We start from the raw sequence: 22,111 nt of genomic DNA on the forward strand, positions 1-22,111 counted from the left end.
CATGTTCGAGCGAGGGATGCGCGAGGGTAGCATAAAATGCTGCAATCGGCGTGTCACGAGCTTAGCACATCCCCCCTCACTGTCCATCTCCGAGGAAATTCGTCTTTGAAGCATAATAGTTTGCGGCCATGGACAACCACAGAATGAAATGCCGGGAGCGGCGAAACTCCGGTCACGCTTCCGGCGGCAAACGGTTAGATTGGGATAGAATTCCGGAGAGCTGAACCATGCCCGCACCCCTGCGCCACATCGAAACGACAGAGACCTTGCCGGCTTCCGCCGATGCCGTGGTGATCGGCGGCGGCATCGTCGGGGTATTCGCGGCATATTATCTGGCGAAGCGCGGCATGAAGGTGGCGCTCATCGAAAAAGGCAGGATCGGCGCCGAGCAATCGAGCCGCAACTGGGGCTGGTGCCGCCAGCAGAACCGCGACGCCCGCGAACTGCCGATGGCGACGAAGAGCCTCGATCTCTGGGAGCGCTTCGCGACCGATAGCGGCGAGGACACCGGCTTTCGCCGCTGTGGCCTCTTCTATCTCAGCAATGACGAGGCCGAGCTGGCGGGTTGGGCGCGCTGGCGCGATTTCGCCCGCACCGTCGGCGTCACCACCCATATGCTGGATAGCGCAGAGGCGAGCGAACGCGGCCGCGCCACCGGCCGCATCTGGAAGGGCGGCGTCTTCTCGCCGACGGACGGCATTGCCGATCCGGCCAATGCCGCACCCGCCGTCGCCCGCGCGATCATGGCGCTCGGCGGTTCGGTGCACCAGATGTGCGCGGCGCGCGGCATCGAGACCGAGGGCGGACGCCTTTCCGCCGTCGTCACCGAAAAGGGCACGATCCGGACAAAGCTGGCGGTGATGGCCGGCGGCGCATGGGCCTCTTCCTTTTGCCGGCAGTTTGGCGTGCGTTTTCCGCAGGCGTCGGTCCGCTCGTCCATCCTGTCGGTTTCGGCCGGAGCCGAGGGGCTTCCCGATGCCCTGCACACCGCCACAGTCTCCGTCACGCGCCGTGGCGATGGCGGTTATACGCTGGCGATCAGCGGCCGCGGTCGCATCGACCCGACCGCCCAGCAACTGCGCTTCTCCCGGCAATTCGTGCCGATGTTTCTGCACCGCTGGAAAAGTCTGTCGCCGGGCGGTCTGGAGGGTATTCGCTCCGGGCATGAAAGCCTGACGCGCTGGCGTCTCGATGAGGAGACCCCGATGGAGCGCATGCGCATCCTCGATCCGGCAACCGACGCATCCACCATCCGGCTCACGCATGAGCGGGCGCTCGATCTGCTTCCCGAACTGCGTAAGACGACGATAACGGCGGCATGGGCCGGTTATATCGACAGCACGCCGGATGGCGTTCCGGCCATCGGCGAACTTTCCGAAGTGCCGGGCTTCATTCTGGCCGCAGGCTTCAGCGGCCACGGCTTCGGCATCGGCCCGGGCGCTGGCCATCTCATCGCCGACATCGTCACCGGCGAAGAGCCGCTTGTCGATCCGAAGCCCTATCACCCGGATCGCCTGCACGCATCCGTCTGGGGCAAGGTCGCCAATTTCTGACTCACAGGGTACGCCGCCCAATAGAGGCCGCATCCGGCAGCCCCTCTACGCCCGAGCGAAATGCGCCAGGGCGTAGGTACCTCGATCCGAACGCAGATCTTCAGGCGGCAACCTTCTCCGCTTCGCGCACGGCGAGATCCGCCATGGCAAGTGCTGCTTCCCGCGTCTTTGCGGCGGCGATGAAGCGGCCGTTGTGACAGAAGCTTGCGCCTTCGACGCCGCTTGCCTGTTCAAGGGCGCTGCCGGTCAGTCCTGCCCATGCGGCGGGAAGGTCGGCGCGCTGTTCGAACCCTTCTTCCCCCCGGCGAATACCGGTCACGCACCAGTCCGTATCGCGCGGATGGACCACGAACAGCAACTGGTCCGCGCCCGCCTTCACGACGGCCGATCGGAACGGCATGCCCATTGGCAGCTCAAGCACCCTGCCCTGCCCCGAGGCGGCAATGGCGCTCAAGACCAGCGCTTCGGCGCGAAGCTTGGCATTCAGCCCGCTGATCCTTGCCTCGATGAAGCTGCGGGCGATGGCGATTGCGGCATGAAACGCGCGTTCGGTCGCCTCAGGGTCCCGCTCGTCGAAGGGCGGCTTCAGGGTTTCGATGAGTGACGGCAGCGTCAGGCCGGCCAGTGCACCGGCGCTGGCGGGACTGAGCGCGCCATTGTCCACCAGATCCACCGGCAGCACGAAGCCTGCATCGAACGAGGTGTGCACGGTTTCGATGAAGCCATCGGGCACCGAGAGAGCGGCCAGATAATCCCGTCCGAAATGCTTCCAGATCAGGCCGAACGAACTGAAGGGCTGGCCATCGTCGCGCAACGGCGCCCCGCGCTGGTGATGATCGAAGATCCTCGCCTCGGCGTCATAAAAGCCGCCGACATCATAAACGATCCTGTCGGGGCCGGCCTTGATCCATTCCGGCGCCCTGCTCCGCACCAGCTTCGCCTGAGGAAAAAGTCGCGTGAGGACAACGCTGGACAACACTTCGTCGGCATGGAAGCCGCCGGAATGCGTAACGAGGAAATCGGGTGCCATGCGGGAATTTGCGCCTTTGTTGTTCGCTGATCGTGCCGAACGGCAAATAGCCTAAACGGCCCCCGATCTCAAGCCGTGCCCGAGCTGCGCCAAGGCGCGCATTGCTCACTCAAATGGCTGATAAGACACGATTTTCTTCTCATGCATGCCATCGGCGAATATCTGTCGAAATGCACGGCCGGGGCGCAAAGCGCCGCAAACTTGGAAAATGTCTTCAAAAAGAGAGCGGTTATGTGGAGAAAATCGCTTAAAAAACGCACCGCATGCAAATTATGAATAATGACCGATAATGTTGCATTATCGACCATTGTTCTCCTTATACAGAGATCCGGCATGAACCACCGGCAAAACGGCCTCTCGCGTCGAGCAGAAGTCAAGTCTGATCGGAACCACCTGCTTGCATATCTCTACGGCCTTCAGGTGGTCCACAAAGCATAAAGGTAGCCAGGAATGATCCTGGCTACCTTTCTCAATCTTGAATTCCCGATAGGCCCTTCCCGGCAATCACCATACAGGTGGGCTCGTGAACGCCGCCGGAAAGCAATTTCTTTCAGGCCTATTGCCGTGCCATAGCGAGTTGAATGGCCATGACCGGATCCACCTTGTGTTCCGCATTCTCGGCTGCGTCGTCAATGGCGAGTTGGAGGCCCTTGATCTTGCCGTTGAAACGGTTGTCCCGCGAGCCATAGTCCGGCGAGACCGGCGCACCGGAATCCTCTCCGACATCAAGACCATCATCGGCTGAGAAGATCATGGCCAATGTTGCCCCGACATCGCCTTCGCCCACCTTCTCACCGTCGGTGTAGAGCGTGACCTTGCCTCCCTTGCCCAGACCGCCTCCGGCATAGGCAAACTCCATGCGCACCTGATGTGCGCCTTCTGGGAGCGGGCTTGTTGCCTCCACAATGAAGTGTTTGAAGCCGCCCCAGTTGTAGCAATAGGTGAGCTTGCCCTCCTTTGCGTAGAGACTCCAGCCACCGATATTGGCCCCCTGCGAAATGATGACGCCCTTGGCGCCTCCTGCCGGCACTTCGATCTGGGCCGTGACGGAGTGGGACTTGTTCTTGAGGTTCAGAACGCAGTTTTCCGACAGACGCCCCATCCCCCCGAAAAGAAGCTGGCTCTTCCCCTTGATAAGCACCGGTCGCCCGGCCGTATCAGGATTGATCTTCTCGGCCATGCGGTCGTCGAGCGGCAACACCTTGTAGCGCGTGGCCTCGATCAGCCAGAGGCGCTGCAGTTCGTGCAGCTTCTGCGGGTTTTCCTTGGAGAGATCATGTGCCTGGCTCCAGTCCTTGCTGGTGTCGTAGAGTTCCCAGACATCATCGTCAAACGCGGGAAGTTTCTGGTCCAACGGAGCCCAGGGTGTCTTGTGATGGGTCACCGCTGTCCAGCCCTTGTGATAGAGGCCGCGATTGCCAAACATTTCGAAATACTGGGTTTCGTGCCGTTCCGCTGCCTTGGCGTCGTTGAACGCGTAGAGCATGCTGATGCCTTCGATCGGATCCTGCTGGATACCATTGACGGAGACGGGCTCCGGAATCCCGGCAGCTTCAAGAATCGTCGGAGCCACGTCGATGACATGGCTGAACTGAGCGCGAACCTCGCCTTTGGCCTTAATGCCCTTCGGCCAGTGGACGATCGTTCCATTCCGGGTTCCGCCAAAGTGTGACGCAACCTGCTTGGTCCATTGATAAGGCGTGTTCATCGCATGCGCCCAACCGACGGCAAAGTGATTGTAGGATTCGGGACCACCAAGCTGGTCGAGCTTCGACGTGAGGTATTCGGGCGTCTCCATGGCCTGTTGCAGACCATTGAAGTAGCTCATCTCGTTGAAGCAGCCATTGATCGAGCCTTCGGCCGAGGCGCCATTGTCGCCGATGATGTAATAGACGAGCGTATTGTCGAGGACGCCCAGCTTGGCGAGGCCCTCGATGATTCGGCCCACATGATGGTCCGTGTATTCCATGAAGCCCGCATAGACCTCCATCTGGCGCCGCAGAACTGGCCTGAATGCTTCGGGCATATCCTCCCAGGCCGGAATCTCGTCATGGCGCTGGGTCAAATCAGCGTCGGTCGGGATGACGCCAAGTGCCTTCTGCCGGGCGATGGTTTCCTCGCGCAGCTTGTCCCAGCCCTGATCAAACTTGCCTTTGTATTTGTCGGCCCACTCCTTGGGCACATGGTGCGGAGCGTGGGTGGCGCCGGGCGCGAAATAGACGAAGAACGGCTTATCGGGGGCGAGGAACTTCTGTTGGGCGATCCAGTCTATGGCCTTGTCGGTCATGTCCTCGACCAGATGATAACCCTCTTCAGGCGTCTTCTTCGCTTCGACAGGTGTAGTTCCCTCATAAAGTGTGGGATACCATTGGTTGGCCTCTCCGCCGATGAAGCCGTAGAAATACTCGAAGCCGCCGCCGCCCGTGGGCCAGGCGTTGAAGGGACCGGTTGGGCTGGTCTGCCAGACCGGCACCTCGTGGCACTTGCCGAATTGAGCGGTGTTGTAGCCGTTTAGTTTCAGGGTCTGCGCCAGCGGCGACATGGAATTCGGCAGCACGGAGCAATAGCCCGGCGCGCCGGTGGCAATTTCGGTTATGCCGCCCATGCCCGCGGAATGGTGGTTACGGCCGGTCAGAAGCGCTTGCCGCGTCGGCGAGCAGAGCGCCGTGGTGTGGAAGCGGTTGAACTTCAGCCCATCGGCAGCCAGCTTCTCGGCTGTCGGCGTCTGGCAGGGGCCACCAAAGGCGCTGGACGAGCCGAACCCGGCATCATCGATCAGGATGACCAGTACGTTCGGCGCACCTTCAGGCGGGCGCAACTCATCAATGGGCGGAAACTTGCTATCCGGATCCTTCGCATCATACGCAGTGAACCGGGTGCGCGCGGTGTTCTGCATGGGAAGATGCGTGCGAGGTCTCTTGTCGTTGCTGGGCGTCATCGAGATATTCCTCCATAGTAGTATAATATTTGCTTTGGGTACCTACGGCGAATTGTTCGCCCCTCCTTTGCACCTGCCTGTCTTGCAAAGGCTCAGGCAACGAATAAGTGCCGGTCCTGTGAATGGCAGGGGACTTGACCCGAGCGGGCCCGAAAGTGTGGCGATGAATGTGCATGCTGGCGCAGTCGTGTATGCACTTTTTAAGCTCCACCCTTGCTTGCTATCGCAAGCTGGTGGTGATCGGCACTGCTGTGAATTGCATCACATTTCTGAATGTTCGCATATATTCATATGGCCGCATTGATTGACATCAATTCAACAACTTTGAGTTTATGTCTATTATCATAATATATGAAGGAGTGACCGAAGGTAGGAATTCAATTCAGTGGCCTTTGTGGTAGCGGTTAGGTGTTGTCGCCAGGGAAAACTGAACACAATGGCAGATACAAGCAGCGATAGCGCACCGAGCCGCTTCGAAGTGAGGACGACGGCGGAGAGCCATTTTTCATGGCTGCGTACGCGAATGAGCCTTGAGCGCACTCTGATGTCATGGGTACGCACTGCGATCTCATTGATCGGCTTTGGGTTTACCATCGTCCAGTTTTTCGACCGGTTGCAGCAATTGCCCGGCATCAAGCCCGCCCTCTTTCCGGATGCGGCGTGGTACCTGGGCTTGGCATTGATCTTCTGCGGCGTTCTGGCACTTATCATTGCCATCAAGCAGTACCAGTGGGGCTTGCGCTACCTCTGGAGTGAGAATTTTTCCGCCTTGGCGGGCGCGACGAAGATGGGGATGCAATCCTCGGCATTGGCCGTCGCAATCGTCTTGGCCGCCATCGGTACGATTGCATTCGTGACGGTTCTGCTGCGTCTCGTGTAGGCCGCCGGTGCAACCTTCTTTCATGCAAGGCGATAACGCCTGAAAGCTAGCTTCAGAGTAATCCGGTCTGCCATCGGTTGACAGGCAGGGTATTTCCGTTCGATCTTCCTACCTCAATGGTTGCAAAAATCATGACTGAAGTAACGCTCGCTTACCATCTTCTTGCCAAGCCGACTGGAGCGACTTGCAATCTGGACTGCAAATACTGTTTCTTCCTGTCAAAGGACAGCCTCTATCCGAACGAGAAGACCCGCATGTCGGACGAGGTTCTGGAACTCTACATCCAGCAACGCCTTTCCCAGCATGACGAACCGGAGATCAGCATTGCCTGGCAAGGTGGCGAGCCGACCATCATGGGCCTCGACTTTTTCAAAAGATCTATCGAATTTGTCGACCGGCATCGCAAGCCGGGACAAGAGATCCTGTACACAATCCAGACCAACGGTTTGCTGCTCGATGACGAGTGGTGCGCCTTTTTCAAGAAGCACAACTTTCTGGTTGGACTCAGCATCGATGGTCCGCGCGACATGCATGATGCGTACCGTGTCGACAAGCGCGGCGGCGGCTCTTTCGACCTCGTCATGCGCGCGTGGAAGGCCTTGCGGCGGCATCAGGTCGATTTCAACATACTTTGCACCGTCCATGCCGCCAACGCGGACCATCCGCTCGACGTCTACCGGTTCTTTCGCGATGAACTGAAAGCACAATTCATACAGTTCATTCCGATCGTCGAGCGCGCCACGCCGGAACTCCTGCCGGTTGCCAACAATGGATGGGGCGAGCGGCCCGGCGGTGAGCGCCCGCTTTACCTGCAGCGTGGCAGTCTGGTCACGGAACGCTCTGTCGGGGCAGAGCAGTTCGGACGCTTTCTTTGCGCGATTTTTGACGAATGGATAAAGCGGGACGTTGGTGAGGTTTTCGTGCAGACCTTCGATGTGGCGCTGGGAAGCTGGGTCGGGCAGCACAATCTGTGCATTTTCTCGCCCACATGCGGCGGTGCGCTCGCGCTTGAGCACAATGGCGACGTCTATTCCTGCGATCACTATGTCGAGCCGGATTACCTGCTGGGCAACATCAAGGAGACGCCCATGCTGGAGTTGGTGGCATCCGACAAGCAACGCCAATTCGGCCAGCACAAGTATGACAGCCTTCCCCGATATTGTCGTGAATGCGAGGTGTTGTTCGCCTGTTATGGCGAATGCCCGCGGAACCGCTTTATCATGACGCCGGATGGCGAGCCGGGTCTGAACTATCTATGCGCCGGCTACAAGCAGTTCTTCACGCATATAAATGCGCCCATGAAGACAATGGCGACACTCCTGAAGCAGGGTCGCTACGCCGATGAAATCATGCGGATGCAATGATGATGATCGCGACGTAGAAAAGGAGCGCCGATGGACCTCGTGCGCGAATGGATTTCACTGGCAGCCGTGTGCATTGAAGCATTGGCTGTGCTTATCATGGTGGTCTTCATCGCCGTTGTCACCGCCCGCTGGCTGCTTCACAGCGCCCGGGCAGTCGAAGGGGCTTACGAGCGCTACAGAACAGCGGTGGGAAGGTCACTTCTGATCGGGCTCGAACTTCTGGTCGCTGCAGACATCATACGCACCGTCGCTCTGGACGCGTCCTTGAACAACATCATGACCCTCGGCGCCCTGGTTCTGGTCAGGACCTTCCTCGGGTGGACACTGACCGTCGAGGTGGAGGGCCGTTGGCCATGGCAAAAGCCAGGAACGAGGAGTGAGAAAATTGGAAAGAGTTGAGAAAACCCGTTCCTGGACGTGATCGCCATCTACGGCTGCGCGCGGGGTGGGGCAGCAACGGGAGGATTGATATGGGTGACCACTTGAGTTTTATCGATGGCTTGCTGGCCCGAATTGACGGTCCCATGAGCCTGCGTTTGCTCCTGCAGCCGCTCATGGCGCTGTTCTTCGCTTATGACGATGGCAGGAGGGACGCGCGTGAGGGGCGGGCTCCTTATTTCTGGGCATTGTTCACCGATGCGGAGCACCGGCGCGACATGTTGCAGAGTGGCTGGAAGTCGATCGGCAAGGTCTTCATCATCGCCGTCATCCTCGACCTGATCTTCCAATACATCGTCTTCCACGATTTTCGCCCCGTCGGCGCGCTGGTTGCCGGAACTGTTCTGGCGATCATTCCCTATACCTTGCTTCGCGGACCTGTGAACCGGCTCAGTCGTTAGAGGCAATCGCATGCACCACATCCGCACCGTCGCTCTTTCCGACCCATCGGCGATACTGCCGCCAAACGAGGTTGTGGCGTCGTTGGGATCATGCCGTGATGCTGTGCGCTCCAGGGTCACTCGGTCCCTGGAGATAAAAGTGTCCGTGGGCGAAAGCCAAGGCCGGCTCGCGACCGTATCTCCCGTCCCTGATCTGCTGCGCGCTTTTCTACTTCATGATGCGGGAGGGTTCGGCATGCTACTAAGGGGTTAGTATTCTGCCGATGCACTCATGTGATAGGCATTACTTAATGAGAAAGCTAAATTCTGGTGGGGAGAAATAATGCGAAGTATCCTTCCACATGGCGCCCAATCGAGCGGGTGGCGGCGCATGATGTATCGCCTTCTCGCAGCATCACTTGTTTTGGGGCTGTACCATTCCTCGGCACAAAGCCAAGGCGCGATCGATGATGACGCCGACAAGCTGTTGCATGCCATGTCGTCTTATCTCGGCGGCCTGAAAGCGGCGACGTTTGACTACGACACCGATCAGGATATCGTCGACAGGCAAGGGCAGAAGCTGCAATACAGCGCCTCGGGGACGATAGCGATATCGCGACCGGACAAGTTGCACGTAACGCGCATAGGTCCCTTCGCGGATATCGAGGCCATATTGAACGGCAAGAGCATTTCGCTTTATGGCCGCGGGCTCAACGTCTATTCCCAGATGGAAAGTCCGGAAGCCACTATCGATGCCGGTCTCGAGGAGTTCCGCATGTCGACGGGCCTGGACGCCGCGGGGGCCGATCTGCTCGCAGCCGATCCCTATGCGCTGCTGACCGAAACGGCCGAGGAAGGAAGATTCGTCGGCAATGCCTTCGTCGGCGGCGTGGAATGCGATCATCTCGCATTTCGGACGGATACCGTCGATTGGCAGATCTGGATCCGCAAGGGCGAACAGCCCTTGCCGGTCAAGTATGTGATCACCTCGAAATGGGTGACGGGCGCCCCAGAATATTCGGTACGACTTACCAACTGGAATGTAGATCCCGCAATCGACAAATCGGTATTTGAGTTCTCTCCCCCCGCAGGCGCGAGAAAGATCGAGCAGATCGGCTCCGATGCCATCGGCGATGTCATTCTGGAGGATGCACAATGAAATCGCGCCGCTATTTGTCAATTGCCACTCTGGCTCTTACCTTGGTGGCGGTGGATTGCTGGACCGAAGGAGCCATCATCCCGTCGCATTTCGTAATCTCCGAAGCCCAGGCCAGGGTAGGTCGGCCGGCCACTCCCAGAAGCGTTGCAGGCGTTGCCCGCCGGACAACGCGCCGGGTCGTGCGCCGATCCGCCATTTACGTCTCGACCTTGCCAAGGGGCTGTTCGGCCGTGGTTATCAACGGTGTGTCCATCTGGCAGTGCGGAGGAGCGTACTACCAGTCCTATGGTGGACGCTACGTTGTCGTTTATGTCGACTGATGACACGGGAGTATAGCACACGTCCTTCCGAAAGCCGTCGATCTCCATGGTTTCGAAATTCCATCAGGTGGGGAGGCTGGCCAGTTTCCGAAACACAAGAACTACTTCGAATTGCGTAACCTCTTGCAGATTCGAGCCCGTGGAACGGACGCGCCGCAGAAACCGATAGCAAGCTAACCCTCGGAGGGGATTATGCGACTGGCATCAAAAGTATCGGTCGTATCTCGCGCACTCGTCGTGACTGCGACCTTGATCTTCCCCGGCCAGACGGTGGCCCAGGACCAAACCCAGGAACTCGCCAAGCAGCTGTCGAACCCGATTGCTTCGTTGATAAGCGTACCCTTTCAGTTCAACTATGATCATGGCTATGGGCCCGATGACGGCGACAAGGGCTTCGTCAATGTACAGCCTGTCATACCGATCTCCATCAATGACGAATGGAACCTGATCTCCCGAACGATCGTGCCCATCACCTGGCAGAACGATATTGCCGGACCATCGGGCGAGCAGTTCGGCCTAGGCGACGTGGTCCAGAGCTTTTTTCTCTCTCCGGTCAAGCCGACGGAGGGAGGTATCATCTGGGGTGTCGGTCCGGTGTTCCTTCTTCCGACGGCCACCGACGACTTGCTGGGCGGGGAAAAATGGGGCGCCGGCCCCACAGCCGTCGCATTGAAACAGAGCGACGGATGGACAGTCGGAGCGCTTGCAAACCACATCTGGTCATTCGGCGGCGACGATAGCCGCCCCGATGTCAACGCGACATTCCTGCAGCCCTTTGTCTCATATACGACGTCCGACGCCTGGACGTTCACGCTCAACACCGAAAGCACATACAACTGGGAGGCCGACGCATGGTCCGTCCCTGTCAATGTCACGGTCGCAAAGCTTGTCGTCTTGGACAAACAACCCGTCAGTCTGTCCGCCGGAATTCGATACTGGGCGGAGAGCCCGGAAGGTGGCCCCGAGGGATTAGGGTTCAGGATGGGTGTCACCATGTTGTTCCCGAAGTAGATTTGGACTGTTGCGGCGACGGTCCCGTCTTGGGGATAGGTGGGGACGGAGACTGCTGGAGCCTGGAGGAGAATATGGGTAATGGCTGAGAACACTTCGGATGCGGGTCTCACCTTTCTAGCCGCAGGTCTGCAGCAGTTCGCAGAACGGTTCATCGAGGGGCTCCACGTCCGATACCTTGCCTGGCTGGCGGCGCCCGCGGAATTTGAAACGTTCCGGGCGTCTTTCGCGCAGGTCTCCACCTCCGGTTTCGCAATGGCTTCGCAGATCCTTCTGATCGTCGCGATCGTTGCCGTACCGCTTGTCATCGGAGGCCGGCGGATCCGCATAGGGACGGGCACTGCGTGGAGCCGCCTGCTTTTATCGGCGACGGTGGCGGTGATAGCTCTGGCGATCGGTTTCGTGGCGGCGCGACTGCTGGCATCCCAAGGATTGCCGGTGCAAACGCTCCAGCTTTGGGTTACGTCCACCGTGGCGGGATGGGTCGTGCTCATCGCGCTGCATTGGCTGCTTCTGCAACAGCAGCCTCCAGAAGCCCGTCTTCGGCGGAACCGTTTGACCAAATTCGTTCGCGATCTCTCCCTTGCCATCCTATGGGCGGTTGCCGGGCTTTCGCTTGTTGCCTCACTGCGGCTGTGGGGTGCCGGCGCCGGCATGATCGATCTGTGGGGAACGGTGGTGGTAACCTTGCCCACGTTGCTTCTGTCCACCGGCGCCATATGGCGTCACAGGCGAACGCTTGCCGGAACCGTGGCCGGACCCCGTCCTCGCGCTTTCTGGCGCGGCAGCTTCGCGCGATGCTGGCCGGCTATCGTGATCGGCTTCATTCTTTTCATTGTGGTCAACGCGCAAGTGGCCCGAACGATGGGGGTGGCGCTTCCGGGGGGTGCCGTAGCCATGACAGCCCTCATCGTGATCGCGACGCCGCATCTCGATGCCATGATATGGGATTGGGCGCAGCGCGGCCTGAACTCGCCGAACATCTCGACCGCGGCAGCCGCATGGCGGCAGACGGCCCGCTTCACCGTCCTGATCGCCGTAATCGCATCGCTGGGCGCCTTATGGGCAGCGCCGCTGGCCGTGGGGTTCGGCATCGACCTCAGGCATGTTGCGCTCGACGCTTTCAAGGTCGCCTTGATCGGGATGTTCACCGCGTTCTGCTGGAATTTGATCGGCACCTCGATCGAGCGCGTGTCACGGGCGGACAGGATAGCTGCCGCCGCCGGATCGACCATGACAAGCTCGAGACTGGGCACGCTTGTTCCCCTGTTTGGCTCGATCGGCAAGTCGCTGATCGTCGTGTTCGCATTCCTTTCCATTCTGGTGACCGTCGGCGTCAACGTGTGGCCACTGATCACCGGCCTGAGCTTCTTCGGGCTGGCCATCAGCTTTGGTACGCAAGCACTGGTCAAGGACGTCGTCTCGGGCATGTTCTTCCTGATCGACGATGCCTTCCGCTATGGAGAATACATCGAGACGACAGGTGCCAAGGGAACGGTTGAGAAGATCTCGCTTCGCTCCGTCTCGCTGCGTGGCTCCCGCGGTCCGATAGCGACCGTCCCATATGGCCAGATGGGCAAGGTCCAGAACTTCAGCCGAGACTGGGTCATCGACAAGATCGCCCTGCGTGTCTCCATGGACACCGATGTCGAACTGGTGCGCAAGATCTTCAAGAAGATTGGAGAGCAGATCTCCGCGGACCCCGAGCTGAACCAGAACCTTCTGGAACCCTTCAAGAGCCAGGGCTCAACGGAGGTGGAGGACGGCACGCTTATCGTCAAGGCGAAGTTCATGGCAAAGCCCGGCACGCAGTTCCTCATCCGGAAGGCCGCCATGAAGGCCATACTGCAGGCGTTTCGCGAAAACGGCATCCGGGCCGTTCCCAAGCCGTTCACCGGCGAGGTCGACCCGAACGCATGAGCGCCCTTCAGAAAGATCGGCATTGCGGAAAGATGATACCTATGAGGCAGCGAATACTCGATACGATATATCGCCTGACCGGATATCCACCCGGTTTCCGAAGTGCGGATTATGTTCGACAGGAAACCGGCCTTGCATCCGTTGCGCCGGCTGCCGACGCGCGCGTGCGCCGCAAAGCCATCGAATCCGGGCAAGGATGCGCGATCAAGGCCGTCGTCATCCTTGTCTGCCTGCCGCTCGCGGGATGCGCAGGACGGATCGAGGGTGTTCTGACACCGGTTGCTGCCAGCCAGAGTTCGGCATCTGCATCAACTGTAACCATGCTGGTTGCCACCAGTCGAGAGCCATCAGGCGATCCCGCAACCCTGTTTTCAGGAGAACGCAGCCCGAACCTGTCGCTGACCGACATCACCGTTTCCATTCCCGCGAAACGGTCGCCTGGCACAGTGCAATGGCCGAAAAAACTGCCTCCCGACCCTGACAAGGAGTTTGCGGTTATCAGGGCGCAAAGCGTGTCGCGGGGGCCCGAGGCTCGCAAATGGTTCAGCCAACACAACAGCAATGGCCAGGTTCTTGTCTTCGTGCACGGCTTTAACAATCGCTATGAGGATTCAGTCTTTCGCTTCGCGCAGATCGTCCACGATTCCCACGCGGAGGTCGTTCCCGTGCTCTTCACATGGCCGTCGCGGGCAAATGTGCTCGACTACAACTACGACAAGGAGAGTACGAATTTCTCGCGAACAGCATTGGAGGAGGGACTGAGGATTCTCGCGGACGACGCCACGGTCAAGGAGGTGACCGTCATGGCGCACTCGATGGGCACATGGCTGGCGATGGAAGCGCTGAGGCAGATGGCCATACGCGATGGAAAGGTCGCGGCGAAGATAAAGAACGTCATTCTCGCCTCACCCGACCTCGATGTCGATGTCTTTGCGCGCCAGTGGTGGGAGCTTGGAAAGGCCAAACCCAAGATTACCATTTTCGTCTCCCAAGACGACCGTGCGCTCAAGGTATCGCGCCAGATCTCCGGTGGCGTCGACCGGGTCGGACAGATCAATCCTGCGGCCGAACCATATCGGACCAAACTGGAGGCCGCCGGGATTACGGTAGTGGATCTCACGAAGCTCAAGACTGATGATTGGCTCAATCACGGAAAATTTGCGGAAAGCCCCGAGATTGTGCAACTGGTCGGCTCCCGGCTGGTGACGGGACAGACACTTACGGATTCGGATGTCAGTCTTGGAGAAACGATCCTTGGAGCAGTCAATACCGTGGGTCAGGCGGCAGCAACGACGATGACCGCTCCGCTCGTCATCGCAGGGGGCAAGACGCCGCCGCGGCAATCCGACCAGACCGACGCCATCCTGGCCGGCGAAACAAAGTAGCGTCCGCGGATGCGGGGCTGCAAGAGGGATCGGAATAGTGCAGCTTCAAAGCCGTCGGCTCTACCATATTTTTCCCCGTACAGCGTAAGTCGTATAAAAGAACATTCTAAAAATAAATTGAAATTTATGGTTGCTGATAATAGGATTTTCGTGGGGACGTCGCCGGGATTCGGACCAAAAACATTGGCGTTTGGTGGTCGCGGCGAGCGATTGGAGACGAACGTGCAAAAGTACTTCGCAATGGGAATTCTGACGGCGTGTTGTATTTTCACCGGCGCGCTGGCCCAGGCGGCCGACGTCACGCCGCTCCTGACGCCGAAGCCGGAGCAGTCGGAAACGCAGGATGGCTGGACCTTCTCTTTCGCGCCCTATTTCTGGGCCACGAGTCTGTCTGGCGATACCGCACAGTTCAGTTTGCCAGCGGTGCATGTTGATGCTTCTTTTGGCGATATACTTGAAAATCTCGATTTTGCCGCCATGGCGGCGGGGGAAGCGCGCTACGGTCGCTTCAGCATCATTGGCGATATTGAATACTCCAAGCTATCGGTGGGAGGATCTACTCCCTTCGGCATCCTGGCATCGGATGTGAGTGTCAGGACGGAAACTTTCTCCGGCTTGATAGGCGCGGGCTATTCCGTTCTGTCGGATTCTTCCGGCTATCTTGACGTCGTGGGCGGCATCAAGGTGTGGTCTGTCGACACCACGATTTCGTTTAGCGGCGGCCTCCTGAACGGTGTGAACAGGAGCGACAGTGCGACTTGGGTGGATGCACTTGCAGGTCTGCGCGGCAGTTATTCACTGACGTCGGAGGTCTATGTGACCGGTTGGGGCTTCGTTGGAGCGGGTTCGGCCGATGTCGATTGGGATGTCGCCTTGGCTCTCGGCTACAGGTTCAATGAAAGATTGTCAGCGATAGCCGGATATCGCGCTGTGGGTGTCGATTACAGCAATGACGGTTTCGTCTTCGACGTCGTTCAACAAGGACCCATATTAACCTTGGAATTGCGATTCTAGTGGGTTCTGGCCTGAGCCGAAATCGTGGTCTATGTGTCGGCCTGGCCCCGTCAATGTCAGATAATTCAATGGTTTATCACGCGAATCGGCGTTAAGCTCTATGTCGGCTGTACTCTCACGTTATCGACCTTCATAAAGGGAGGGGAGCACGAGGGAAAGGGCCTCGATGTGTCCCGTATCCGCTCGGATGCAGCACGGGACCGGTACGGCCCCAGTGGGCGGTCTGGTCAGGCCGCCGGCCGAGCTATAGGTTTCGGAACAAGCGACAACTTGAAACCTAGGGCATCGGCCACCTTGGCGATGGTTCCAAGCTCCGGATTTCCATCACCGTTAAGAGCCTTGTAAAGGGCCTGCCGCGTCAATCCTGTTTGCCGCGCCAAATCCGTCACCCCTCGGGCCTTGGCAACGACACCCAAGGCCATAGCGAGTTCATGGGGATCGCCGCTTTCACTTGCTGCAGCGATATACTCCGCTATAGCTTCATCGTTTTCGAGATAGCGGGCAGAGTCGTATTCTCTGGTCACGAGTGGCATAGGCTACTCCTTTAGCGTTCTGGCCAAAGCCTTGGCCTGTTCAATATCCTTGGACTGGGTCCGCTTGTCACCTCCGCACAGAAGGACAATGACAACCGCACCATCTCTCACAAAGTAGACGCGGTATCCCGGACCGTAGTCGATGCGAAGTTCACTTACACCTTCGCCAACTGGTTTGACGTCACCGGGATTTCCCATTGCGAGGCGGTCGATGCGGTGGGAAATTCGCGCCTTTGCACGATGATCGCGCAAGCGAATGATCCAAGTGGCATACTCAAGAGTTTCGCGTATGGAAAACGTAGTCGATTGTAAACCATGGTTGTCAAATCGTCAAGCAACTGAGTTGGTGGCGATAGGCACTCGAAGGCAAACGTTGCCTGGTTTTCCAAGCGGACCGCGTTTCCCTTGACGGCTCCACAAGGCTCACTCTCGAGGTCAGCGACGGGATGCTAAAGTGCTGCACCTAACCGCCAATCAAGTCGTGGGGCTTCGATCTTGGCCCAAACGGAAAGAAGCGGATGTTACTTCACGATATCCCGTCAGGGGCATTATCCATCCTCGTCCTCTTTGTATGGGGAAACGTCCAAATCATCGAGCAGAAGGGCGAAAATCACCTCGAAGAGGGTTCTGCGCCGTATCTCGACACGGCGTTCGGGGATATTGTCGCCAAGGGCGTGAGGGGTCCTTCTTTCCGCGCCTGTCGCTTGGCCGGCACCTGCATCCCGCCGGGTCTCGTATCCCGCCAGTTCATGGAGAGCGCGTGAGACGGAAGCCGTAGGCGCAGCCGACATCCGTAAGGACAGGCTTTAACTGGAGACATCCTGCGCCCCATGCGCGATTCTTCTGTGGTCGAAGCCGCGACGGCGGGAGCATGTCCGGAGATTGCCGGCGAAAATCGCAGGCGCAATCAGGCCGCAAATGGACCTGCCTGATCGAGGTCTCGACGGGTGAATAGGGAAATTCACCGACGATGCGGTCCCGTCCGGCGCGTCGTTTCCGCCGAGTTCGTCGCGCCCAAGCGGGTCAGAAATCCCACGGCGAAATGAGATGCAGGCTGGTCGTCCGGAAGTCTCTCAGGTTGCGGGTTGCCAGACGGCCGCCGTTGACCTGCGCGATCGCGGCGATCATGCCGTCGGGGGCGGACATGATATGTCCCTGCCGGGCTGCATCACCCATGATTTCGCCATAGGCAAGGGCAGCCTCCTCGGTCAGGCCGAAGATGCGATCGGCAAAGCGGCGTCGCCAGTCCTGCAGCCCCTGTTCCAGCCGGTCGGCCCGCTGGTCCGGCCTGATCTTCTGGATGCCATAGGCAATCTCGGCAATCGTCACCGTCGGCAGCGCCAGTTCCGCGTCGTGTCGAACAAGCCAAGTAACGACCGCCTCGTCCGGGGCCTTCTTCAGGGTTTCCGAGATGACGTTGGTATCGAGGAAAATCAAAGCTCGATACCCGGATGCGGCTTGCGGTTTTCCTGGATCACGGTTTCCAGGTCGATATCCGTGCCGGCCTGTGTCGCAAGTCTTGCGTAGAAGTTTGCGGCGGGTTCCCGCCCGGCCTCGCGAACCTCATAGGCTTCGAGGGCGCGCTCGACGACATCGGCAATCGACCGGTTCTCGCGGCGCGCGAGCCGGTGCGCCAGATCCCGAGCCTTGGAGCTGCGAACAGAGAGTTGCGGTTCAGCCATCAATGCCTCCATTTTTAGGCAATATAAGCCTGACGGGACCTGCCATCAAGATGGCAGATGGCGGCTTGCCACCATCATTATTCAATAGACCGCCGCCCTCTTTTTTGAGGAGGCATATGACGTACTCTTTGATGCGCAATCCATGAATGATACCATCAGGACGCGAAAATGCCGGGTGGTCGAGACGCGGAATTATTCATCATAAAATATCTGGAATAACAGAGGCTAGTAATGAATTTATTCTTGATATCCGCGATAGTTTTTGGGTTTTCATTCATTTATCTTTTGTACCAACAAATATATGAGATAATTTTCTACCGAAACAGGGGATGGAATTTCGATATATATAACAAATTTACCGGAACAACGTTCGATAGCGATAGCAATGATCCGATGTTTGCGCAATCAAACAGAAAACGAGTGATTTTCGGAATGCCGACGTTTATGTTATTTACGCTTATTGCATTAATATGCTCGATATATGCGTATCTTTCGGAGAAAGTATACATATAAATGTCGTTGATGTGCTATGATTCCAGCGTGCAAATAATTTTTTTAGGAAAATAAATATTTATTCTTCAAAGAATAAATCAAAAATTCCCTCTCTCGTCGAGCAGAGGGGCAGCGACCGTGTCATAGTGCCTTCTGCTCGATGAGAGAGAAGGCCGATTTCGGAGGTTTTTGGTGAGCTCCGTGAACCTATCTGTGAACGAAGCCCATAGCACAAGGCGAGCATGGATCTCATGCAGAGTCCCGCGCGAGCGTAAGATTTATATCAGTAATATTTAACATTGAGGTTGCCGCTGTCGGACGAGGGCGGTACTCCGCTGACGCAGGCGAAATCCATCGACACCGTCGCGACCAGTATTCCCGGCGATCTCCTCCCCAACCTCCTCCGCTATTCGCTCCATTCTGGCGTCATCAGGCTTCCGCAATCACATCGTGATCGCTTCGGGGTGCTTTTGTCGCAGGAGGCAACGTTGCCTTGCATGGTTGCGGACATCTATTCTTCGGCGAGAGTGCGGAGAAGAGGCAGGGGGATAGCAGGTGGATAACGGCGCCAAGGAAACGCGATACTGGCACAGCCAGTCCACCGAAGACGTCCTCGCCCAGCTCTCGGCAACGGCTCATGGCCTGAAGCAGGCCGAGGCCGAGCGACGGCTGGCGAGCTATGGGCCGAATGAATTGCCGGAGACCACGGGACGTCCCGCCTGGCTGCGTTTCCTCTCCCAGTTCAACAATGTGCTGATCTATTTCCTGCTGGTTGCGGCGGCGGCGGCCTTTCTGCTCGATCATGTCATCGATGCCAGCGTCATCGTCGCGGTCGTCTTGCTCAATGCCATCGTCGGCTATGTGCAGGAGGGCAAGGCCGAGGAGGCGCTGAACGCCATCCGCAGCATGATCTCGCCGCAAGCCAATGTTCTGCGCGATGGTCGCAAGTCGGCGATCCCGGTGCGTGAACTGGTTCCGGGCGATGTCGTTTTCATCGAGGCCGGCGACAAGGTGCCGGCGGATCTTCGCCTGTTGCGCGCCCGCCGCCTGCTGATCGACGAGGCGCTTCTGACCGGCGAATCCGTCGCCGCCGAAAAGCACGAATTGCCGGTTGCAGCCGACGCAGCGCTCGGCGACCGCCAGTGCCTTGCCTTTTCCGGAACGCTGGTTGCTGCCGGCCAAGGGACCGGCGTCGTCGTGGAAACGGGCCTGCAGACCGAAATCGGCCGCATCAGCAGCCTGTTGCAGAATGTCGAGCCGTTGAGCACGCCGCTGCTGCGGCAGATCGATGTCTTTGCCCGGCGTTTCACCTGGGTCGTCTTCATCGGCGGCGCCCTGCTCTTTGCCTTCGCCGTGCTCGTTCGCGGTTTCGATTGGGTCGAGGCGCTGATCGCCGTGGTGGCGCTCGCCGTCGGCGTGGTGCCCGAAGGGCTGCCTGCCGTCATCACCATTACGCTTGCCATCGGCGTTCGCCGCATGGCTTCGCGCAATGCCGTCATCCGCAAGCTGCCGGCCGTCGAAACGCTCGGCGCCACCTCCGTTATCTGCACCGACAAGACCGGGACACTGACCCGCAACGAGATGACCGCGCGGCGGATCGAGACGGCGGTCAGCCGCCTTTCGGTCGGCGGTGCGGGTTATGTGCCCGAGGGCGAGCTGACGAGCCCGGATGGCGATGACGTCGCAGCCCTTGCCGATGCCACCGGTCTCGTCCGCTGCGGCCTGCTTTGCAACGATGCGGACCTTTTCCAGGTCGAGGGCGGCTGGCAGGTGGCGGGCGATCCGATGGAGGGCGCGCTGGTCGCGCTCGGCATGAAGGCGGGGCTCGATCCCTCCCATGTCCGCGGGGAATGGCAGCGGCTGGACGAAATCCCCTTCGATGCCGCCCATCGCTTCATGGCGACGCTGCATCGTGCCCCGGATGGATCGCCGGATGGATCGTATGTCGTTTTCATCAAGGGCGCCGTCGAAGCGCTGCTCGCCATGGCGGCGAAGGAGGAGACGGACGACGTGGCCGGCCGCGCCTTCTGGGAAGAGCGGATCGCCAATGCCGGAGCCGAGGGCGAGCGCGTTTTGGGCTTTGCCGTGAAACATCTTGCGGCACGCCCGGAGACGTTCACCTTCGAGACTCTTGCCGGCGGCATTGAATTTCTCGGTATCGTCGGTTTCATCGATCCTCCGCGGCGGGAGGTGATCGATGCGGTGGCCGAGTGCCGCTCCGCCGGCATCGCCATCAAGATGATTACCGGCGACCATGCTGCAACGGCGCTGGCGATTGCCCGCCAGTTGGACCTTGCCGAAGACCCCGAGGTCATCACCGGCGCGGAGGTCGAGGCGGCGAGCGATGACGATTTGAGGGAGATCGTCGAGCGCGTTTCGGTCTTTGCCCGCACCACGCCGGAACACAAGCTGCGCATCGTGCGCGCGCTTCAGCGCAACGGGCATATCGTGGCGATGACCGGCGACGGCGTGAACGACGCTCCAGCCCTCAGCCAGGCGGATGTCGGAACGGCCATGGGTATCAAGGGCACCGAGGCGGCGAAGGAAGCCGCCCAGATGGTGCTTCTCGACGACAATTTCGCCTCCATCGTCAATGCGGTGCGCGAGGGGCGCAGGGTTCAGGACAATATCCGCAAGGTGATTTCCTGGGAGATCCCGACCAACGGTGCGGAAACCCTTGCCGTGGTGCTTGCCATTCTCGCGGGCTTCGCCCTGCCGATGACGGCGACCCAGATCCTCTGGAGCAACCTGATCCTGGCGGCGACGCTCGGCCTCGTTCTCGCTTTCGAGCCGCCGGAACCCGGCATCATGCGGCGCCGGCCACGAGCCGCGAATGCGCCGCTCCTGTCCCCTTTCCTGCTCTGGCGCGTGGTGGTGGTCTCCATCCTTCTCGCTACGGCCGCGCTCGGCATCTTCTTCTTCGCGCTGGGAACCGGCCGCGATGTGGAGACGGCGAGAACCATGGTCGTCAACATGTTCGTCGTTGCCGAAATCTTCTACCTGTTCAACGTTCGCTATCTGCATGTCCCCTCCATCACCGTCATCGGGATCAGGGGAACGCCGGCGGTGCTGACTGCCATCGGGATGCTGGTCGCCGCCCAACTGCTCTTCACCTACGCCCCTTTCATGAACCGGCTCTTCGACACCCGCCCCCTCGGCCTGCTGGATGGTGCGCTCATGGTGGTCATAGGGGCGGTGCTGATGCTGCTGCTCGAGGTCGAGAAGGTCCTGGTGCGCCGGCTCGGCTGGTTCGCGGAGCTTCGCGACTGATGGTCTCGGGAGTGATTTCATGCCGACGACGCTGGCTCGGTCCGCGGTCGGCCTCCTGCAGCACTCTCACTCGTCGGATGTCATCGAGGTTTCCAATGGTCTCGGGATCGGCCGCAACGCCGCGATCTCCCTCTTCCACGTGTTCGACGCCGCCGCCTCCACGATGACGGCGCGCACGGGCGTCGCCCGCAAGGAGATCAGCGCTTACGTGAATGACGAGAAGAGGAAGGCCTCGGTCGCGTTCCTGAAATTCATCGAGACCCAGCCGATCGATCCGCGCGCCATTCACGTCGTGCCGGAACGCGGTTCCGTCGCCGTCGCCGCCGCTGCCATCGCGACGCTCGCGGTGCAGATTTCCGCCGACCTGATCGTGGTCGGCACTCGTGGCCGCAACGGCGCCAGGAAGCTCTTCCTCGGCAGCGTGGCGGAAAAGATCATCGGCGAAAGCGAGTGCGATACGCTTGCCGTTCCGCCCTCCGAGCGGAGCAACTGACCCCGCAGCAAAGTCCCCTCCCCTCCCCCGAGGCCGTTTTTCCGGGGGAGGGGGGCCATGTGATCGGCAGGGGGGCTGGAACGACGATTCATCGATCGTTTACCATGCTATCCCGCCCCTTCCCGTCGCAGTCGCCAGATCGATATAGCGTTGGCGCAGGCTGAATGTGCCGATCCATGCATCGGCGAATCGTCGGGGCGGATGACAAGCTGGAGCGTGTTGACAGCTGTCAACAGTCTCCGCGGCTGG

Annotated in this window: 19 protein-coding genes; 13 read left to right on the forward strand and 6 right to left on the reverse strand. The window is 59.3% G+C overall.

Features of this window, described 5'->3' with window-relative positions:
- The first annotated feature begins 227 nt into the window (after nucleotides 1–227).
- Complete coding sequence (locus tag NBH21_RS18765) at nucleotides 228–1,553, forward strand: NAD(P)/FAD-dependent oxidoreductase (RefSeq protein ID WP_250911685.1); 1,326 nt, start codon at nucleotides 228–230, stop codon at nucleotides 1,551–1,553.
- Between the two features lie 100 nt (nucleotides 1,554–1,653).
- Here NBH21_RS18765 and NBH21_RS18770 read toward each other — a convergent pair whose 3' ends face one another.
- Nucleotides 1,654–2,583 carry an MYG1 family protein gene (locus tag NBH21_RS18770; RefSeq protein ID WP_250911684.1) on the reverse strand — a complete coding sequence of 310 codons (930 nt, stop codon included), beginning with the start codon at nucleotides 2,581–2,583 and terminating at the stop codon, nucleotides 1,654–1,656.
- 556 nt (nucleotides 2,584–3,139) lie between these two features.
- Nucleotides 3,140–5,521, reverse strand: a complete 2,382-nt coding sequence (locus tag NBH21_RS18775; RefSeq protein ID WP_250911682.1) for an arylsulfatase — start codon at nucleotides 5,519–5,521, stop codon at nucleotides 3,140–3,142.
- 436 nt (nucleotides 5,522–5,957) lie between these two features.
- Here NBH21_RS18775 and NBH21_RS18780 point away from each other — a divergent pair, with 436 nt between their 5' ends.
- The 9 genes from NBH21_RS18780 to NBH21_RS18825 all read left to right on the forward strand — a co-directional run bounded on the left by NBH21_RS18780 (nucleotide 5,958) and on the right by NBH21_RS18825 (nucleotide 15,392).
- Nucleotides 5,958–6,401, forward strand: coding sequence for a YidH family protein (locus NBH21_RS18780; RefSeq protein WP_250911681.1), 444 nt, complete (start codon nucleotides 5,958–5,960; stop codon nucleotides 6,399–6,401).
- 131 nt (nucleotides 6,402–6,532) lie between these two features.
- A complete protein-coding gene (locus NBH21_RS18785) occupies nucleotides 6,533–7,765 on the forward strand; it encodes an anaerobic sulfatase maturase (RefSeq protein ID WP_250911680.1) in 1,233 nt (410 codons plus the stop codon).
- 30 nt (nucleotides 7,766–7,795) lie between these two features.
- Nucleotides 7,796–8,164, forward strand: a complete 369-nt coding sequence (locus tag NBH21_RS18790) for a DUF1622 domain-containing protein (RefSeq protein ID WP_250911679.1) — start codon at nucleotides 7,796–7,798, stop codon at nucleotides 8,162–8,164.
- Nucleotides 8,165–8,235: 71 nt separating this feature from the next.
- Nucleotides 8,236–8,604 (forward strand): hypothetical protein, encoded by a 369-nt coding sequence (locus tag NBH21_RS18795; protein ID WP_250911678.1) that lies wholly within the window; start codon nucleotides 8,236–8,238, stop codon nucleotides 8,602–8,604.
- 370 nt (nucleotides 8,605–8,974) lie between these two features.
- Entirely contained in the window at nucleotides 8,975–9,742 is a 768-nt protein-coding gene (locus NBH21_RS18800; RefSeq protein WP_250911677.1) for a DUF2092 domain-containing protein, read from the forward strand.
- A 512-nt stretch (nucleotides 9,743–10,254) separates the two neighbouring features.
- The gene (locus NBH21_RS18810) at nucleotides 10,255–11,073 is read left to right on the forward strand and encodes a transporter (protein ID WP_250911675.1); all 819 of its coding nucleotides are present in this window, start codon (nucleotides 10,255–10,257) and stop codon (nucleotides 11,071–11,073) included.
- An 81-nt stretch (nucleotides 11,074–11,154) separates the two neighbouring features.
- Nucleotides 11,155–12,993 carry a mechanosensitive ion channel family protein gene (locus NBH21_RS18815; RefSeq protein ID WP_252759581.1) on the forward strand — a complete coding sequence of 613 codons (1,839 nt, stop codon included), beginning with the start codon at nucleotides 11,155–11,157 and terminating at the stop codon, nucleotides 12,991–12,993.
- Nucleotides 12,994–13,313: 320 nt separating this feature from the next.
- Nucleotides 13,314–14,378, forward strand: a complete 1,065-nt coding sequence (locus NBH21_RS18820; protein ID WP_425340443.1) for an alpha/beta hydrolase — start codon at nucleotides 13,314–13,316, stop codon at nucleotides 14,376–14,378.
- 222 nt (nucleotides 14,379–14,600) lie between these two features.
- The gene (locus NBH21_RS18825) at nucleotides 14,601–15,392 is read left to right on the forward strand and encodes a hypothetical protein (protein WP_425340444.1); all 792 of its coding nucleotides are present in this window, start codon (nucleotides 14,601–14,603) and stop codon (nucleotides 15,390–15,392) included.
- 227 nt (nucleotides 15,393–15,619) lie between these two features.
- Here NBH21_RS18825 and NBH21_RS18830 read toward each other — a convergent pair whose 3' ends face one another.
- Together NBH21_RS18830 and NBH21_RS18835 are read right to left on the reverse strand one after the other, a co-directional pair.
- The gene (locus NBH21_RS18830; protein WP_250912959.1) at nucleotides 15,620–15,925 is read right to left on the reverse strand and encodes an addiction module antidote protein; all 306 of its coding nucleotides are present in this window, start codon (nucleotides 15,923–15,925) and stop codon (nucleotides 15,620–15,622) included.
- A gap of 3 nt (nucleotides 15,926–15,928) precedes the next feature.
- The gene (locus NBH21_RS18835) at nucleotides 15,929–16,216 is read right to left on the reverse strand and encodes a type II toxin-antitoxin system RelE/ParE family toxin (protein ID WP_250912967.1); all 288 of its coding nucleotides are present in this window, start codon (nucleotides 16,214–16,216) and stop codon (nucleotides 15,929–15,931) included.
- Nucleotides 16,217–16,443: 227 nt separating this feature from the next.
- Between NBH21_RS18835 and NBH21_RS18840 the strand changes: the two genes are divergently transcribed.
- Nucleotides 16,444–16,689 (forward strand): hypothetical protein, encoded by a 246-nt coding sequence (locus tag NBH21_RS18840; RefSeq protein ID WP_250912958.1) that lies wholly within the window; start codon nucleotides 16,444–16,446, stop codon nucleotides 16,687–16,689.
- 259 nt (nucleotides 16,690–16,948) lie between these two features.
- Here the strand turns inward: NBH21_RS18840 and NBH21_RS18845 are convergent, their stop codons facing one another.
- Together NBH21_RS18845 and NBH21_RS18850 are read right to left on the reverse strand one after the other, a co-directional pair.
- Complete coding sequence (locus NBH21_RS18845; protein ID WP_250912957.1) at nucleotides 16,949–17,362, reverse strand: type II toxin-antitoxin system VapC family toxin; 414 nt, start codon at nucleotides 17,360–17,362, stop codon at nucleotides 16,949–16,951.
- Complete coding sequence (locus NBH21_RS18850; protein WP_250912956.1) at nucleotides 17,359–17,607, reverse strand: type II toxin-antitoxin system VapB family antitoxin; 249 nt, start codon at nucleotides 17,605–17,607, stop codon at nucleotides 17,359–17,361. The genes NBH21_RS18845 and NBH21_RS18850 overlap by 4 nt, the downstream gene beginning before the upstream one ends.
- 1,047 nt (nucleotides 17,608–18,654) lie before the next feature.
- Between NBH21_RS18850 and NBH21_RS18855 the strand changes: the two genes are divergently transcribed.
- Both NBH21_RS18855 and NBH21_RS18860 read left to right on the forward strand, forming a co-directional pair.
- Complete coding sequence (locus tag NBH21_RS18855; protein ID WP_250912955.1) at nucleotides 18,655–21,369, forward strand: HAD-IC family P-type ATPase; 2,715 nt, start codon at nucleotides 18,655–18,657, stop codon at nucleotides 21,367–21,369.
- A gap of 19 nt (nucleotides 21,370–21,388) precedes the next feature.
- Nucleotides 21,389–21,862, forward strand: coding sequence for a universal stress protein (locus NBH21_RS18860; protein ID WP_250912954.1), 474 nt, complete (start codon nucleotides 21,389–21,391; stop codon nucleotides 21,860–21,862).
- Nucleotides 21,863–22,111 lie beyond the last annotated feature (249 nt).

It is taken from the genome of Ciceribacter sichuanensis, from assembly GCF_024055605.1.
Taxonomy (GTDB): domain Bacteria; phylum Pseudomonadota; class Alphaproteobacteria; order Rhizobiales; family Rhizobiaceae; genus Allorhizobium; species Allorhizobium sichuanense.